This window comes from Aliivibrio fischeri (assembly GCF_009727955.1).
GTDB classification, from domain to species: domain Bacteria; phylum Pseudomonadota; class Gammaproteobacteria; order Enterobacterales; family Vibrionaceae; genus Aliivibrio; species Aliivibrio fischeri_A.
Window position 1 is genome coordinate 48,829 of sequence record NZ_WOBR01000004.1, and the last position, 17,021, is coordinate 65,849.

Consider the following 17,021-nt stretch of genomic DNA (forward strand, 5'->3'; position numbering starts at 1 on the left):
ATATGGCTGAGAGTGACGGTCAAGAACGTACCGAAGACGCCACGTCCAAACGCTTGCAACAGGCCAAAGATAAAGGGCAGGTTGCAAGGTCAAAAGAGCTCGCCTCTGTTTCTGTTTTGGTATGTGGTGCTGTTGCATTAATGTGGTTTGGGGAAGATGTCGCAAGAGCACTATTTTCTGTAATGGAACGCTTTTTTTCTATATCCAGAGAAGAAATTTATGACACCAATAAATTGCTTGAAATCGTTGGTGGTGCATTGATTGCATTGGTTTTTCCTGTCTTTCTTATTTTGATCACTTTGTTTGTTGCAGCACTGGCTGGCGCTGCGGGTCTTGGTGGGATCAGCTTTTCATCTGAAGCGGCGATGCCAAAGTTTTCAAAAATGAACCCTATGTCGGGTATTAAACGTATGTTTGGTATGCAGAGTTGGGTTGAGCTTTTAAAGTCTATTTTAAAGGTATCTCTTGTCGGGGGAATGGCTTTTTATTTAATCGAAGGCAGTAAGGAAGATCTGTTCCAATTAAGCTTGGATACGTATCCCGCTAATATTTTTCACTCTCTAGACATATTATTAAATTTCATACTCTTAATCAGTTGTACTTTACTGATTGTTGTCGCTATTGATATTCCCTTTCAAATTTGGCAACACGCGAATCAGTTGAAAATGACGAAACAAGAAGTAAAAGATGAATATAAAGAAACAGAAGGTAAGCCTGAAGTAAAAGGGCGTATCCGTATGCTTCAACGTGAAATGACTCAACGTCGTATGATGGCTGATGTGCCGTCTGCTGATGTTGTCGTTACTAACCCTGAACACTACTCTGTGGCTTTACGATATGATCAAAGTAAAGATGCTGCACCGATCGTAGTTGCTAAAGGGGTCGATCATGTGGCGATGAAGATCCGTGAGATTGCACGTGAGCACAATATTGATATTTTACCTGCTCCACCATTGGCTCGTGCGTTATATCATTCAACTGAATTAGAACAGCAGATCCCTGATGGCTTATTTGCTGCGGTTGCACAGATTCTGGCGTATATATTCCAGATGAAGCAGTATAAGAAGAAAGGTGGTACTAAGCCTGAATTAGATGAAAGTACGCTGACTATTCCAGATGAATTGAAAAAATAGACAATAACCTAGTTTATTGTTTATCCCAGCCTTTAAGAACGCATTGGTGATGAAGAGTTTGTAACTCAGATTCACTGATGCCATCACTATCAAACATCACTCCAATTTTCGATTGTGACTCTTTTACATCAATATTTTTAATTTCACCACGAACAGAAATCGGTTCAAGACTTTCGATCTCTATTGTGAGTGCAACTTTTTTATTTAGTAAGCTATCAGGGCTGAGTTTTGATGGTAATGCAACGGCACATCCACCGAAAGAAAAGTCTCTCATTACCCCTGTTAGATTTTGTTCATTTACGGATAAATTACACGAAAATTTACTTTCAATGCGTCGGTGAGTTCGGATTGGTTTCATCGTAATGCTACTTGGTGCATGCAGACAAATCATTTCCATTGGACGATAAATTACAGAATGAATTGTGGTTTTAAATGCGATGACATCACAATGTGTTGTGTTCGTAATTGCACGAAAAGTAACGTCAGCACCTTCTAAATAGATTTTATTAAATTCAAGGGGAGGAGAGGATGGGTATTCAATAAAAACGTAATGTCCTTTTTTGAAGCCTATCAACTGTGAATTTGCTTGTGCTGACTGACCGTTTGGACATGTAATTTCGATGATGACGCGACCACCAATATCCATTTTATTAAGTACATTTTGATTTGTACTAAGCGATACACTAGACATAGCAGCACCAAGAGATAAATAAAGGAGGAATTATACAAATTACAAAACCTTTTTCAATTGCGATTCTTATTTTTCTTTTAAAATTAATGAGTTAATCTTGCTTTTGTGACTCTACTTCAATCTGTCAGAAAACTGGAAATTGTCAGCCAAAAAAGTGACATTAATCTGGCTCGAAACTTGCTTTAGTAGCTAAGTAATCACGCTATTAGTCACTTATTATTTGTTTCGTAAGAAATACGAGTTTAGAAGAAGTAGAAGTTAATGAAATTTCAAATTCCGCTGCCGAATAAATTATCAGCTCTACAAGGGCGAGGTATACCACCAATAGGTGTGCCAGTATTAGTTCTGTCCACTCTGGCAATGGTAATTTTACCGATTCCTGCCTTCTTACTCGATTTAATGTTTACCTTTAACATCGCCTTAGCCATGGTGGTGTTACTTGTGACTATCTATACACGTCGTCCGTTGGATTTTGCAGCGTTCCCGACAATCCTTCTGGTTTCAACATTATTACGTCTTGCGTTGAACGTTGCATCAACTCGTGTGGTACTTTTGCATGGTCATGAAGGTCCAGGCGCTGCGGGTCACGTTATCGACGCTTTTGGTAACGTGGTTATTGGCGGTAACTACGCAGTTGGTTTAATTGTATTCATCATCTTAATGATCATTAACTTCATGGTTGTAACCAAAGGTGCGGGCCGTATTTCTGAAGTAAGTGCACGTTTTACCTTGGATGCATTACCTGGTAAGCAAATGGCTATCGATGCCGATTTAAATGCTGGTTTGATTGACCAAGAGCAAGCACGTACTCGTCGTTTTGAAGTAACAAAAGAAGCGGACTTTTACGGTTCAATGGACGGTGCTTCTAAATTCGTAAAAGGGGATGCCATCGCTGGTATCCTTATCCTATTTATTAACATTATCGGTGGTCTTGCCATCGGTATGGCGCAATTTAACCTTGGGTTTGGTGAAGCGGTTCAAATCTATACATTGCTTACTATTGGTGATGGCTTAGTTGCTCAAATTCCATCACTTCTTTTATCGATTGGCGCAGCTATCATGGTTACTCGCCAAAACACCGATGAAGATATGGGTGAACAACTGGTTTTCCAATTGGTTGATAATCCAAAAGCATTAATGGTAACGGCTGGTATCATGTTTGTTATGGGTATCGTTCCTGGCATGCCTCATTTTCCATTCATCTTATTGGCATTATTAGCCGGTGGTTGGTCTTATTATTTAACTAAGAAAAAAGATCAAGAAACAGAAGAAAAGAAAGCTGCACCACCAATGGAGTTGTCTTCTTCTCAACCTAAAGAGCTGTCATGGGATGACGTTCAACCTGTTGATGTTATTGGTTTAGAAGTGGGTTATCGCTTAATCCCTATGGTAGATAAAGAGCAAGGTGGAGAGTTGCTTGATCGTGTGAAAGGGGTTCGTAAAAAGTTATCTCAAGATTTTGGTTTCTTAGTCCCTGCTGTTCATATTCGAGATAATTTAGAATTACCGCCAAACGTATACCGAATTACTTTAATGGGCGTTGCTGGCGGTGAAGCTGAAATTCGCCCAGATAAAGAGTTAGCGATTAACCCAGGTCAGGTTTATGGCTCTATTGAGGGGGAACCAACCTTCGATCCTGCGTTTGGTTTAGAAGCGGTTTGGATCAATGAAGAGCAAAGAGAGCACGCCCAAGCATTAGGCTATACTGTAGTAGATGCAGCAACAGTACTTGCAACGCACTTAAGCCAGCTATTAACGAATAATGCCGCTCAGCTGTTAGGTCACGAAGAAGTTCAGAACTTACTTGAGCTGTTGGCACAAAGTTCACCTAAGTTAGTTGAGGGATTGGTTCCTGATCAATTACCTCTGGGTGCGGTTGTAAAAGTGCTTCAGAATTTATTGAATGAAGCAATTCCAATTCGCGATATTCGAACCATTGTCCAAACTTTGTCTGAATATGCGCCAAAAAGTCAAGAACCTGACATTTTGACGGCTGCTGTTCGAATTTCGTTAAAACGATTAATTGTTCAGGAAATCAATGGGATAGAGGCTGAAATGCCAGTTATTACTCTAATTCCTGAGTTGGAACAAATCTTGCATCAAACTATGCAGGCATCTGGTGGTGAGACCACTGGTATTGAGCCAGGGTTAGCAGAACGTCTGCAAGCATCATTAACTCAAGCGACTCAAGAGCAAGAGTTAAAAGGCGAAGCAGCAGTGCTGTTAACATCAGGGGTATTACGTTCGACATTAGCTAAGTTTGTGAAGAACACGATTCCAAACTTACGAGTTCTCTCTTACCAAGAGATCCCTGATGAGAAACAAATTAGAATTGTTCAAGCTGTTGGTAACTAACCGCGTCAACTTATTTAACGCAGGAATACGATATTGAAAATTAAACGATTTTTTGCAAAAGACATGCGTTCTGCTCTGGTTCAAGTAAAAGAAGAGCTAGGTGTTGACGCTGTCATTATGTCAAATAAAAAAGTAACCGGTGGTATTGAAATTGTTGCGGCTATTGATCCAGGTGCGCAATCTCAATCATTCCCAGCAGTATCACAACGTCAAGTTGAAGAAGACAAGGTGAGTGTTGGCAAAGGTTCAATGACGCGTCGTTTTGCAAATATGATCAAGCAATATGGTTCGCATGGCAGTACACCAACACAAGAGCCAGAAAAAGCTGAGCGTGAAGAGGATAGTTTAGCAGCGCTATTACAACGTCAGTCTAAATTTCAGACTCAATCAACCAACTCGTATTCAAATTCAGCGTCTACTCCAAGATTAGATACTTCAGAAATGACTCGTGCGATTCAAAATAATCCAAAATTAGCGCACCTTATTTCTGATGAACCAGTTCGTCACTCAACGGAGCGCGCACAACCGAAATTAGATCCATCTCGTTATGAGAAAGGTCGTCGCTCCCATCAAGAGTCGAACGAAGAATTAGAAAACATGCGTTCTGAAATGTCATCTATTCGTCGTTTATTAGAGCATCAAGTTTCTGGCCTTATGTGGCAAGAAGTAGAGCGTCGCGAACCTCTACGAGCAATGCTGATTAAACGTTTAGAAAAAATGGGATTATCAGAAGAGCTTGCTGATCAACTTGCTTGTTATATTCCAGAAGATGTTCCAGCAAAAGATGCATGGCCTGCATTATTAAAATTACTAGCAGAGCAAATCCCAACTTCAAAAGTGGATACGCTATCTCGTGGCGGTATTATTGCATTATTGGGTCCAACTGGTGTGGGTAAAACAACCACGATTGCTAAGTTAGCCGCTCGCGCTGCAATGGAATATGGTCCTGACCAAGTAGCATTAGTTACAACAGATACCTTCCGTATTGGTGCTCAAGAACAATTGGCTATTTATGGCCGAATTATGGGCTGTCCGGTACGAATTGCTAAAGATGCTGATGAATTAGCATCGGTTCTGTATCAATTACGTAATCGTCGTTTAGTGCTTGTGGATACTGCAGGTATGGGGCAACGTGATGTACGTTTAACAGAACAGCTAGATACGATTATGGAAAACAGTGGATCACAAATTAATAGCTATCTTGTGATGCCAGCAACGGCACAACGCCGAGTACTGCAAGAAACCATTGATCACTTCAAACGCATTCCATTATCTGGTTGTATTTTAAGTAAAATCGATGAATCTCTAAGTTTAGGTGAATTAATTAGTGTAACTATAGAGAATGGTCTTCCAATCTCTTATATTGCAAATGGGCAACGTGTTCCTGAGGACATTGTTTTAGCTCAACCAAAATACTTAGTTGCAAAGGCAAATGAATTACTAGAAAAAGCGACGGAAAAGGACCCTCATTTCTGGAATAGTGATATGCCAGAGGCGGACAATTTATGATTGATAATAATATATACGATCAGGCTAGTGGATTACGACGCTTAACCAAACCAACATTGACCAAAGTGGTTGCTGTAACGGGTGGTAAAGGTGGCGTAGGTAAAACAAACGTAACATTAAATTTAGCATTGTCACTTGCACAGCAAGGGAAAAAAGTGATGGTGTTAGATGGCGATTTAGGCTTAGCAAATATTGATATTATGCTGGGTGTTCGTGCACATAAAAACCTAGGACATGTTTTAGATGGTGAATGCGAATTAGCAGACATTATCGTTGAAGGTCCATATGGTGTGAGACTAATTCCTGCAACGTCAGGAACCAAATCTATGGCAGAACTGACACCAGCACAACATGCAGGATTAATTCGAGCATTCAGCAGTTTAGAAGAAGAAGTAGATATTCTTTTAATCGATACTGCTGCTGGCATCTCTGATATGGTGACCAGTTTTTCTCGTGCGGCTCAAGATGTTTTAGTTGTGGTGTGTGATGAACCAACGTCAATCACCGATGCATATGCATTAATAAAACTTTTAAGTCGTGAGCATAATGTTCAACGATTCAAAATTGTTGCCAACATGGTAAGAAGTTACCGTGAAGGTCGTGAATTATTTGCGAAACTAACGCTAGTAACGGATCGCTTTTTATCTGCAAATATGGAATTAGTGGCTTGTATTCCATTAGATGAAAAAGTGCGTCTGTCAGTTAGAAAACAAAAAGTCGTTGTGGATGCATATCCACGCTCTCCAGCAGCGTTAGCAATGAAATCTCTAGCAAACAAAGTGGTAACTTGGCCTGTACCTAAGGCACCAAGTGGTCATTTAGAGTTTTTCGTAGAAAAGCTATTACGCAATGAAAAAACAAGTGAAATTGAGGACGATTATGTCTGATGGCTTAACTTATGATCATAAAGGCAATGTAAACAGTCAGAAGGCGTTTTTAGAACGTTATTCTGATCTGGTTAAACGTATTGCTCATCATTTAATGGCGAGATTGCCAGCAAGTGTATTAGTAGATGATCTGATTCAAGCTGGCATGATTGGTTTATTAGAAGCCCAGCAAAATTATGATGGCAGTAAAGGCGCAAGTTTTGAAACCTATGCTGGGATTCGAATTAGAGGCTCTATGTTGGATGAAATTCGACGTGGAGATTGGGTTCCTCGCTCAGTACATAAGAACAGTCGGATGATTAATTCGGCAATTAGAGAACTTGAAGCTAAACTTTCTCGCGATCCGACCGATAAAGAGATAGCAGACTATCTAGAATTACCGTTAGATCAATATTATCAGATACTTAATGATGTAAATTGCGGTAAACTAGTTGGTATGGAAGATTTAGGCGTTTCTGATGATGTGATCGCAACTGAAGAACAAGCTGATGATAATCTTCCGTTTCAAGGTGTTGCCGATGAACACTTTCGAGTAGCTCTTGTGGAAGCAATTAAAACGCTTCCTGAAAGAGAAGCTTTGGTTTTGTCTCTTTATTACGATGAAGAACTTAACCTAAAAGAGATTGGCGCGGTAATTGGTGTAAGCGAATCTCGCGTTAGCCAAATACATAGCCAATCGATGCAACGACTACGGGCCAAGCTATCATCTTGGACAGTAGAATAATTAAATCCCGTTACTTTGCCCTCACTGGAGGCGATTTTGAATAAAAACATGAAGATCCTTATTGTTGATGACTTTTCAACAATGCGCCGTATTGTAAAAAACTTATTACGTGACTTAGGTTTTAATAACACCCAAGAAGCGGATGATGGTTTAACAGCACTGCCACTGCTTAAAAAAGGTGGTTTCGATTTTGTAGTAACAGATTGGAACATGCCAGGGATGCAAGGGATCGACTTGCTAAAGACAATTCGTGCCGATGACGAACTAAAACACTTACCAGTATTAATGATCACAGCTGAAGCAAAGCGTGAACAAATCATTGAAGCTGCTCAAGCTGGTGTAAATGGTTACATTGTTAAGCCTTTCACAGCTGCAACATTAAAAGAAAAATTAGACAAGATTTTTGAACGTTTATAAGTCGATGTTGCGTTGGAAGGATTAGCAAAAGATGATTTCATTAACTGATGCCAAGGAACTTGTCGCTTTATTAGAAGATGGCAAGCAAGAAGAAGCAAATCAATTAGTTGCTTCGTTAGCAATGCCAAGTGAACAACCAATGTTACAAGAAATAGGTTCTTTAACTCGTGATCTTCATGAGTCTTTGAAGAATTTTAAACTTGATCATCGAGTTGTTGCCATTGCTAATGATGAGATTCCAGATGCGCGTGATCGTTTGCAATATGTGATTGATAAAACGGAAATGGCAGCCAATAAAACCATGGATGCTGTTGATCGTTCATTACCTATTGCAGACGAATTGCACGAAGGCTTGCTTCAAGTTCGCCCACAGTGGAACAGTTTAATGAAAGGTCGAATTGAGCTTGCTCAGTTCAAAACCTTATGCCACAACATTGATGGGTTATTAACTCAGGTTGAAGGTAATAGTTCAGAACTTCGTAATGAACTAACCACTATCTTAATGGCACAAGACTTCCAAGACCTTACTGGTCAAATTATTAAACGAGTAATTACGTTAGTTCAAGAAGTTGAAGACCGATTGGTTGATATCTTGACGTTGTTTAAAGTGGAAGAGCGGTTAGATGCAGCAGAAAAATCGAAGAAACCTGCTGTTGCTGAAGGACCAATTATCAACCCGCATGAACGCGAAGACGCTGTAGCATCTCAAGATGATGTTGATGACCTATTAGCCAGTCTAGGATTTTAGAGGAATACTATGAGCTTTGAAATGGATGAAGACATCCTGCAAGATTTCTTAATTGAAGCAGGAGAAATTCTCGAGCTACTTTCTGAACAATTAGTTGAATTAGAGCAGCGCCCTGATGATGCTGATTTATTAAATGCTATTTTCCGTGGTTTTCATACCGTTAAAGGCGGTGCAGGCTTTTTATCATTAACTGAATTAGTTGATGCTTGTCATGGTGCGGAAAACGTATTTGATATTCTTAGAACAGGTAAACGTAAAGTTACTTCTGAGCTAATGGATACCATCTTACAAGCACTTGATACCGTGAATGTTATGTTCAGTTCAGTGCAAAATGGTGAAGCTTTAGAGCCAGCAGAACAAAGCTTACTTGATGAACTACATCGTTTAAGCAAACCAGCATCAGAAGATGAAATTGCATCAACAGTAAACGAAGCTGTTGTTGAAGACATCGTTATTGAAGAACCAGTAATTGAAGTAACCCCTTCTGTAGAAGAGGTTTCTGTTTCGGCTAATAATCATGATTCTGTTGATGATATTACAGAAGATGAATTTGAACGATTATTAGATGAATTACATGGTAAAGGCGCATCTCCAAGTAGTGCTGCTTCAGTAACACCTGCACCTGCTGCGCCTATCGCATCGTCAGCGAGTACTGATGATGGTGATATTACTGACGATGAGTTTGAGCGTCTGCTTGATGAACTTCATGGTTCAGGTAAAAGCCCAAGTAATGCAACGACAGCTCCAGTAGCTAAGCCAGTAGAAGATATCCTGTCAAATTCTGGTGATTCAGATTTAATGACAGATGATGAGTTTGAGAAATTGCTTGATCAGCTGCATGGTTCAGGCAAAGGCCCAACTGAAGAAGAGCTTGATCAAGCTGTTCAACCTGTTGCTGCTATGAATCAGACGACAAGTGTACCAACACCTGTAGTTGAAGCACCAACAAGAACAACAGCACCGACAAGAACACAAGCACCGAAAGAAGATGTGAAAGTGGTTGCAAAGGCACCAGCAAAAGCGCCTGCAAAATCACAATCAGAAAGTACGGTACGTGTTGATACATCAACATTAGATAACATCATGAATATGGTGGGAGAGCTTGTACTTGTTCGAAACCGTTTAGTGAGTTTAGGTTTGAACAGCAATGACGAAGAAATGTCAAAAGCAGTATCAAATCTAGATGTCGTTACTGCCGATCTTCAAGGTGCAGTAATGAAAACTCGTATGCAACCAATTAAGAAAGTATTTGGTCGCTTCCCACGAGTTGTACGTGACTTGGCTCGTACACTGAAAAAAGACATCGTGCTAGAAATGCGCGGTGAAGAAACTGATTTAGATAAAAACTTGGTGGAAGCGCTTGCCGATCCATTGATTCACTTAGTTCGTAACTCTGTGGATCATGGTATTGAAATGCCTGATGACCGTTTAAAAGCGGGTAAAGATCGTACCGGTAAAGTGATCTTATCTGCATCTCAAGAAGGGGATCACATCTTACTGAGCATCATTGATGATGGCGGCGGTATGGATGCAGATAAACTTCGTGGTATTGCGGTAAACCGAGGTTTAATGGACAGCGATGCTGCATCACGCTTAACAAATAAAGAATGTTATAACCTTATTTTTGCACCAGGTTTCTCAACTAAGACTGAAATTTCAGATATTTCTGGTCGTGGTGTAGGTATGGACGTGGTTAAAACAGCGATCAACCAACTAAATGGTTCAATTGATATTGATTCAAACATGGGTGAAGGTACTAAGATCGTAATCAAAGTGCCACTGACTCTTGCAATTTTACCAACGTTAATGGTTGGTGTTGCGAATCAACCATTTGCACTTCCATTAGCAAGTGTAAATGAGATTTTCCATCTTGATCTGTCTAAGACAAACATCGTTGATGGTCAATTAACAACAATTGTTCGTGAAAAGTCGATTCCACTGTTCTTCTTACAAGATTGGTTGGTTCCTGGTAGTCGTCAAACAGAACGTACAGGGTTAGGTCATGTTGTAATTATTCAACTTGGTGCTCAACGTGTTGGTTTTGTTGTTGATACCTTAATAGGTCAAGAAGAGGTGGTTATTAAACCGCTAGATGAACTATTACAAGGTACTCCAGGTATGGCAGGTGCAACGATTACTTCTGATGGTCATATTGCATTGATCCTTGACGTTCCTAACTTGTTAAAGCGTTACGCCGTTCGCATGCGTTAATGCACAAGGATTGACATGGCTATAAAAGTATTAGTGGTAGATGATTCTAGTTTTTTCCGTCGCCGAGTAAGTGAAATTATCAATTCAGATCCACGTCTTGAAGTTATCGACGTGGCTGTAAATGGTAAAGAAGCGGTAGAAAAAGCGAAATCATTAAAGCCAGATGTAATAACAATGGATATTGAGATGCCTGTCATGGACGGCATCTCAGCAGTCCGAGAGATCATGAAGGCGTGTCCAACACCAACCTTAATGTTCTCTTCGCTAACTCACGATGGCGCAAAAGCAACACTTGATGCTTTAGATGCGGGTGCTCTTGATTTCTTACCTAAGAAATTTGAAGACATCGCTCGTAATCGCGATGAAGCGGTTTCTTTACTACAGAAACGAATTGCTGAAATTGCGCGTAAAAAATCATTTATGCGCAGACCAGTACTGAGTTCGCAATCTACAAGCACTGTTGAATCTCGTACAGCAACAACACGAACTGCGACTTCTGCATTAACAGCATCTCCTGTAAAAGCAGCGCCAGCAGCTCCAATTGCACAACGCTTTAAAGCGACGGGTAAAAAGTATCAATTAACGGCTATTGGGACTTCAACGGGTGGTCCAGTTGCACTGCAAAAGATATTAACGGCGATTCCGGCGAATTACCCACATCCAATTATTTTGGTTCAACATATGCCTGCCACTTTTACAGCGGCGTTTGCTGCTCGTTTAAATAACTTGTGCAAAATTCAAGTTAAAGAAGCAGAAGATGGCGATGTGCTAAAACCAGGTTGTGCATATTTGGCTCCAGGTGGTTTGCAAATGATGGTTGATGGCCGTCCGGGCGCTTCACGCTTGAAGATTTTAGATGGTGGTGAACGCATGAATTATAAACCATGTGTTGATGTTACCTTCGGATCTGCAGCGAAAGTATACGGTGATAAAGTTCTGTCGATGATCTTAACTGGTATGGGCGCAGATGGTCGAGAAGGCTGTCGAATGCTTAAAGCTGGTGGTGCAACTATTTGGTCTCAAGATGAGCAGAGCTGTGTGGTATATGGTATGCCTCAAGCTGTCGATAAAGCCGGTTTATCTTCAGAAAGTTTACCGCTTGATCGCATTGCAGAAAGAATGCTTGTTGAAGTTGGATTGAAGTAGGAAATAACATGATTGTCTGGAGCATAGCTAATCAGAAAGGTGGCGTGGGTAAAACCACAACCACAATCACATTAGCAGGGTTGTTAAATCAACGTGGTAAACGTGTATTAATGGTAGATACGGATCCTCATGGTTCTTTAACTACTTACTTAGGCTATGATTCAGACGATTTACCATGCAGCTTATTTGAGTTGTTTCAACTACCTACAATCAATAAAACCACGGTAGCACCTTTTGTATTAAAAAGTGATATCCCAGGGCTTGATATTATTCCAGCTCATATGTCACTTGCGACACTTGATCGTGTTATGGGAAACCGTAATGGGATGGGGTTAGTATTGAAGCGTGCACTGAAAGCACTAGAAGCTGATTATGATTATGTATTGATTGATTGCCCACCGATTCTTGGTGTGATGATGGTTAATGCATTAGCGGCAAGTACTCGAGTGCTGATTCCTGTTCAAACTGAATTTTTAGCGATGAAAGGTTTAGAACGAATGATGAGAACATTAACGATAATGCAAAGAAATAAACCTTCTTTGTTTGATGTGACCATTATTCCGACTATGTACGATAAGCGCACTAATGCTTCTTTACAAACCTTGATGGATTTAAAAAATAGCTATCAAGATCAGGTTTGGGCATCTGCAGTACCTATTGATACAAAATTTAGAGATGCCAGCTTAAAAAGAATGCCACCGTCATTTGTATCTCCAAATAGTCGTGGCGTTTTTGCGTATAAAACATTACTGAATTACTTGGAGAGATTAGCTTAATGGCTGATTTTAAAACATTTACCAGTGAAGAAGCGCTTGATGATTATTTCTCATCACTGTTAGATGAAGATGTCATTGAGCAAGACGTTAATCTTGAAGAAGTTCGTGAAGAGTTAGTTGAGTCTGAACCCGTCGCTGATATTGAACTTGAGGATGTAGCAGTGTCTGATTGGCAGTCTGATTCAGTAACATTAGATACTCCCGAGCCTCAGTATCAATTGCAAGCATCGCCGCAAGTGGATGAATATGATGATTATCCATTTGAGATGCCTCAATTAGAAGATGTTCAGCGTTTATTAAGCCAGTTAGAAAATTCTCAATTAAACGTCCAAGATGAAATAGATGCCTTAGTTTCTGGTGAAATAGAAAAAACAGAATCGGATGTTAATGAGCCTCAACCTATTACAGAAGAAGAGCCTGAAGAGCTTGATCTTTCTGCATGGGATTTATCGGATAAAATTGAGGTTGCTCCTGTTGTTGAAGAACCGGTTTTTGAAGAGACTGAATCTGAAGAGATTGAAGTTACTGCCGATATAGATAACAGCGAAGAGTTAGAAACCCAAGCAGGCAAAGCACCGCCACCAAGTGGACTTGATTGGAAAAATGCAGAGCATCAAGAAGAATTCCAAGTACTTTTCTTTGAAGTCATGGGGGTGATGTTCGCAGTGCCATTAGCTGAGTTAGGTGGTATTCACCAAATTACAGAATTCAGTCACTTAATTGGTCGTCCTGATTGGTATCTTGGCTTGCAAACAAGCCGAGAATTAAAAATCGATGCGCTTGATACCGCAAAGTGGGTGATGCCGCAAAGTATCAAAGATGAAAGCTACAAAGAAGATTACCAATACCTTGTTATGCTTGGTGAAAGCAAATGGGGATTAGCGTGTAATGCGCTAGCCGGGACGGAAACATTAACAAGTGATCGCATTCGATGGCGTGAGACCGCAGGAAAACGACCTTGGTTATCTGGAATGGTAAAAGAAAAGATGTGTGCCTTGATTCATGTTGAGGCGATGATTGCTATGCTTAATGCCGGTCTCGACATTAAGGGAATAGAGTAAAATAACTCTAATAGGACGAGGAAATAAAATGTCTCAGGTTAATGAAGTAGAGATCCGCAAAGATCAAGTGAACGATGAAGTTCTGCAGTGGGTAACATTTCAATTAGAAGAAGAAACTTACGGTATCAACGTAATGCAAGTGCGTGAAGTACTTCGTCATACTGAAATTGCACCAGTTCCAGGTGCTCCAGATTACGTTTTAGGTATCATTAACCTACGTGGTAATGTAGTAACAGTTATTGATACTCGTTCACGTTTTGGTTTAATGCAGGGTGAAATTACCGATAACACACGTATTATTGTTATCGAATCTGAGCGTCAAGTTATCGGTATCCTTGTTGATAGCGTAGCGGAAGTTGTATACTTACGTTCATCTGAAATTGATACGACGCCAAGTGTTGGCACGGAAGAAAGCGCTAAGTTCATCCAAGGCGTTAGCAACCGTGACGGCAACCTACTTATCTTGGTAGACCTTAACAAACTTTTGTCTGACGACGAATGGGATGACATGGCAAACCTATAATGGTTGATAATTTAACTCAGCTCCCTGAGCTACTAGCAATAACAACAATGATCCTTGTACTTGTGATTTTTTTGGTCTTAAACCGTAAGAATAAACGGTTAATGCAACAATTAACTGAATCACAAGAGCAATATAAGCAGCTGCAAGATGAACAACAAAAACTGCAAAAGCAATTTGTAGAGTTTCGTGCTGGCTCCATTAATATGGGGCAAAAAGTAGCTGATATAACTCAATTAAATCAACACTTTGATGATCGTTTAAATGAGTTAGAAAATACAGACGCCGATAGTCGTTTGTATTCAAGAGCGAATAAGCTGGTTCAACTTGGCGCTGGGATCAATGAGTTGATGGAAGAGTGTGAACTTCCAAAAGCAGAAGCAGAGTTAATGATGTCTTTACAGGCGAAAATTGCAGCAGGTAAAGGATCAATGCCACCATTGAGAATGGAAAACGAAGAGTAGTCTTCTGCTTCTATTGATAAACTAGTATTTAAGAGCTCCTTATTTGAGGGGCTTTTTTTTATCCATAAATTGAGGATAATAATTTTCATACCTATAAAGTGGTATTTGTAAAATCGTAAACTAACTCTATGATAGCCATACAAATTACAAGGTATTACAAAACTATCACTAAAAGACATATTTATTTACTTATCTATCCAATTAGATTTGTTTAATATCTAAGTTTCCCATTTTTTGCTGTGCTAGAATGCCTTCAATATTTTCCAATAAATAGAAGTCTATGTTAGAAATCCGCAACGTAACCTGTATCCGTGATGAACGTGTTTTGTTTGAGCGTTTAAACTTTACTATCTCTGATGGTGAGCTAATTCAGATAGAAGGACAAAATGGTGCGGGTAAAACAACCTTACTCCGAATTATCGCAGGACTAGGCTATGCCGATGAAGGTGATATTTTTTGGAAAAATGAATCAATAAAACAGAGTCGTGAAGAGTTTCATTCTGACTTACTGTTTCTTGGACACCATACTGGTGTTAAACGAGAGCTAACTGCGTTTGAGAATTTAGCCTTTTATCAATCAATGCATGATAACTATGACGAAGCTGCGATATGGGATGCATTGGCTCGTGTTGGTCTAGCGGGTAGAGAAGATGTGGCCGCTGGACAATTATCTGCAGGACAACAGAGACGAGTTGCTTTAGCTCGCCTTTGGTTAAGTAACCATAAATTGTGGATACTGGATGAGCCTTTAACTGCGATTGATAAGCAAGGTGTAAAGGTGCTCGAAAAGTTATTTATGGATCATGCAAAACAAGGTGGAATTGTGTTATTAACGACTCACCAAGATTTATTCATTGATAGTAATGAACTTAAAAAAATTAGGTTAGGTGAGTAAATGTTAACATCCATGACAACCGTTATTCGACGTGAGCTATTGATTGCCTTTCGTCGTAAAGCCGATATTTTGAATCCATTATGGTTCTTCATTATCGTTATTACGCTATTTCCTTTAAGTATTGGTCCTGAGCCAAATTTGTTAGCGCGTATTGCAGCAGGTATTGTTTGGGTTGCTGCATTATTATCAGCATTACTTTCATTAGAGCGTCTATTCCGAGATGACTTCTCTGATGGTTCATTAGAACAAATGATGTTAATGCCAACACCTCTTTCAGTATTGGTGTTAGCCAAAGTGGTTGCTCACTGGCTATTAACTGGGCTGCCTTTAATTATTATTAGTCCATTACTCGCTATTTTACTTTCTTTGGATTTTAATACTTGGTTAGCGATTGTACTAACATTACTGTTGGGTACGCCGACATTGAGCTTTCTTGGTGGTGTTGGAGTAGCATTAACCGTAGGTTTGCAGAAGGGAGGGGTGCTATTAAGTTTGTTGATCCTTCCTCTATATATTCCCGTTTTAATTTTTGCAACATCAGCGATAGATGCTGCAAGTTTAGGTATGGCTTATAATGGCCAATTAGCGATTTTAGGAGCCTTATTAATGGGCTCTGCAACATTGACTCCGTTTGCCATTAGTTCGGCATTACGAGTCAGTGTGCAATAACATAATTATAATTTTTATATTTGAAAGTAAGTGAGATAAACCAATGTGGAAATGGCTACATCCTTACGCTAAACCAGAAAAAGCGTATCAACTAAGTACCACACTATTACCGTGGTTTGCGGTGATTTCTATTATCAGCTTAACAGTAGGAACCATCTGGGGTCTTGCTTTTGCTCCATCTGATTATCAGCAAGGTGATAGCTTTAGAATCATCTACATCCATGTGCCTTCTGCTATTTTGTCTATGGGCGCGTATATGTCGATGGCTATTGCTGCATTTATTGGTCTAGTTTGGCAATTAAAATTGTCTGATATGGCTGCTGCTGCAATGGCTCCTATTGGCGCAGTGTTTACTTTTATCGCTCTATTAACTGGTGCAGTATGGGGTAAACCTATGTGGGGTGCATGGTGGGTATGGGATGCTCGTCTAACTTCTGAACTGATCCTTCTATTCTTATACCTAGGTGTAATGGCGCTTTATAACGCATTTGATGATCAAAGAACGGCGGCACGAGCAGCAGGTATTCTTGCGATTGTTGGTGTGATTAATCTACCAATTATTCACTTCTCTGTTGAGTGGTGGAACACGCTTCATCAAGGCGCAACCATCACAAAGTTTGATAAACCTTCAATTTCAGCAGATATGTTGTGGCCATTGCTATTAAATATACTTGGCTTTGCAACTTTCTTCGCTTCTGTGACTCTTATTCGCTTTAGGAATGAAATTTTAGCAAAAGAGAGCCACAGACCTTGGGTTAGAGCATTGGTAGAGACTAAATCTACCGAGTCTAAGTAATGTAAGAAATAGGAATTAT

Annotated in this window: 17 protein-coding genes; 16 read left to right on the top strand and 1 reads right to left on the bottom strand. The window is 39.9% G+C overall.

The genetic code is table 11. The features are described 5' to 3' along the window. The first annotated feature begins 2 nt into the window (after positions 1-2). Positions 3-1,133, top strand: a complete 1,131-nt coding sequence (gene flhB, locus GNP81_RS03715; RefSeq protein ID WP_005420337.1) for a flagellar biosynthesis protein FlhB — start codon at positions 3-5, stop codon at positions 1,131-1,133. Positions 1,134-1,146: 13 nt separating this feature from the next. Here the strand turns inward: flhB and GNP81_RS03720 are convergent, their stop codons facing one another. After that, on the bottom strand, positions 1,147-1,824 hold the full coding sequence (locus GNP81_RS03720; RefSeq protein ID WP_155670653.1) for a flagellar brake protein: 678 nt from the start codon (positions 1,822-1,824) through the stop codon (positions 1,147-1,149). 261 nt (positions 1,825-2,085) lie between these two features. Between GNP81_RS03720 and flhA the strand changes: the two genes are divergently transcribed. The 15 genes from flhA (at position 2,086) to GNP81_RS03795 (ending at position 17,002) form a co-directional block, all read left to right on the top strand. Beyond that, on the top strand, positions 2,086-4,179 hold the full coding sequence (gene flhA / locus GNP81_RS03725) for a flagellar biosynthesis protein FlhA (protein ID WP_012533024.1): 2,094 nt from the start codon (positions 2,086-2,088) through the stop codon (positions 4,177-4,179). A gap of 33 nt (positions 4,180-4,212) precedes the next feature. Then, positions 4,213-5,688 (top strand): flagellar biosynthesis GTPase FlhF, encoded by a 1,476-nt coding sequence (gene flhF, locus GNP81_RS03730; protein WP_155670651.1) that lies wholly within the window; start codon positions 4,213-4,215, stop codon positions 5,686-5,688. After that, positions 5,685-6,575 carry a MinD/ParA family protein gene (locus tag GNP81_RS03735; RefSeq protein ID WP_005420320.1) on the top strand — a complete coding sequence of 297 codons (891 nt, stop codon included), beginning with the start codon at positions 5,685-5,687 and terminating at the stop codon, positions 6,573-6,575. Before flhF ends, GNP81_RS03735 begins: the two co-directional genes overlap by 4 nt. After that, entirely contained in the window at positions 6,568-7,299 is a 732-nt protein-coding gene (locus GNP81_RS03740; RefSeq protein WP_005420318.1) for an RNA polymerase sigma factor FliA, read from the top strand. Before GNP81_RS03735 ends, GNP81_RS03740 begins: the two co-directional genes overlap by 8 nt. Before the next feature lie 48 nt (positions 7,300-7,347). Continuing rightward, positions 7,348-7,716, top strand: a complete 369-nt coding sequence (cheY, locus tag GNP81_RS03745) for a chemotaxis response regulator CheY (protein WP_011262352.1) — start codon at positions 7,348-7,350, stop codon at positions 7,714-7,716. Positions 7,717-7,747: 31 nt separating this feature from the next. After that, positions 7,748-8,464, top strand: a complete 717-nt coding sequence (locus GNP81_RS03750; RefSeq protein ID WP_155670649.1) for a protein phosphatase CheZ — start codon at positions 7,748-7,750, stop codon at positions 8,462-8,464. Positions 8,465-8,473: 9 nt separating this feature from the next. Then, positions 8,474-10,675 (top strand): chemotaxis protein CheA, encoded by a 2,202-nt coding sequence (locus tag GNP81_RS03755; RefSeq protein WP_155673579.1) that lies wholly within the window; start codon positions 8,474-8,476, stop codon positions 10,673-10,675. A 15-nt stretch (positions 10,676-10,690) separates the two neighbouring features. Next, complete coding sequence (locus GNP81_RS03760; protein ID WP_005420308.1) at positions 10,691-11,821, top strand: protein-glutamate methylesterase/protein-glutamine glutaminase; 1,131 nt, start codon at positions 10,691-10,693, stop codon at positions 11,819-11,821. 8 nt (positions 11,822-11,829) lie between these two features. Then, positions 11,830-12,597, top strand: a complete 768-nt coding sequence (locus tag GNP81_RS03765; RefSeq protein WP_005420307.1) for a ParA family protein — start codon at positions 11,830-11,832, stop codon at positions 12,595-12,597. Beyond that, the gene (locus GNP81_RS03770) at positions 12,597-13,658 is read left to right on the top strand and encodes a chemotaxis protein CheW (protein ID WP_155673580.1); all 1,062 of its coding nucleotides are present in this window, start codon (positions 12,597-12,599) and stop codon (positions 13,656-13,658) included. Before GNP81_RS03765 ends, GNP81_RS03770 begins: the two co-directional genes overlap by 1 nt. A 28-nt stretch (positions 13,659-13,686) precedes the next feature. Beyond that, positions 13,687-14,181, top strand: coding sequence for a chemotaxis protein CheW (locus GNP81_RS03775; protein ID WP_005420305.1), 495 nt, complete (start codon positions 13,687-13,689; stop codon positions 14,179-14,181). After that, positions 14,181-14,642: a DUF2802 domain-containing protein gene (locus tag GNP81_RS03780; RefSeq protein ID WP_155673581.1), complete on the top strand. Its 462-nt coding sequence runs from the start codon at positions 14,181-14,183 to the stop codon at positions 14,640-14,642. The genes GNP81_RS03775 and GNP81_RS03780 overlap by 1 nt, the downstream gene beginning before the upstream one ends. Before the next feature lie 280 nt (positions 14,643-14,922). Next, positions 14,923-15,537 (top strand): cytochrome c biogenesis heme-transporting ATPase CcmA, encoded by a 615-nt coding sequence (gene ccmA / locus GNP81_RS03785; RefSeq protein WP_155673582.1) that lies wholly within the window; start codon positions 14,923-14,925, stop codon positions 15,535-15,537. Continuing rightward, positions 15,538-16,206, top strand: coding sequence for a heme exporter protein CcmB (ccmB, locus tag GNP81_RS03790; RefSeq protein WP_011262348.1), 669 nt, complete (start codon positions 15,538-15,540; stop codon positions 16,204-16,206). Positions 16,207-16,249: 43 nt separating this feature from the next. Further along, a complete protein-coding gene (locus GNP81_RS03795) occupies positions 16,250-17,002 on the top strand; it encodes a heme ABC transporter permease (protein ID WP_005420296.1) in 753 nt (250 codons plus the stop codon). The last annotated feature ends 19 nt before the right edge of the window (positions 17,003-17,021 follow it).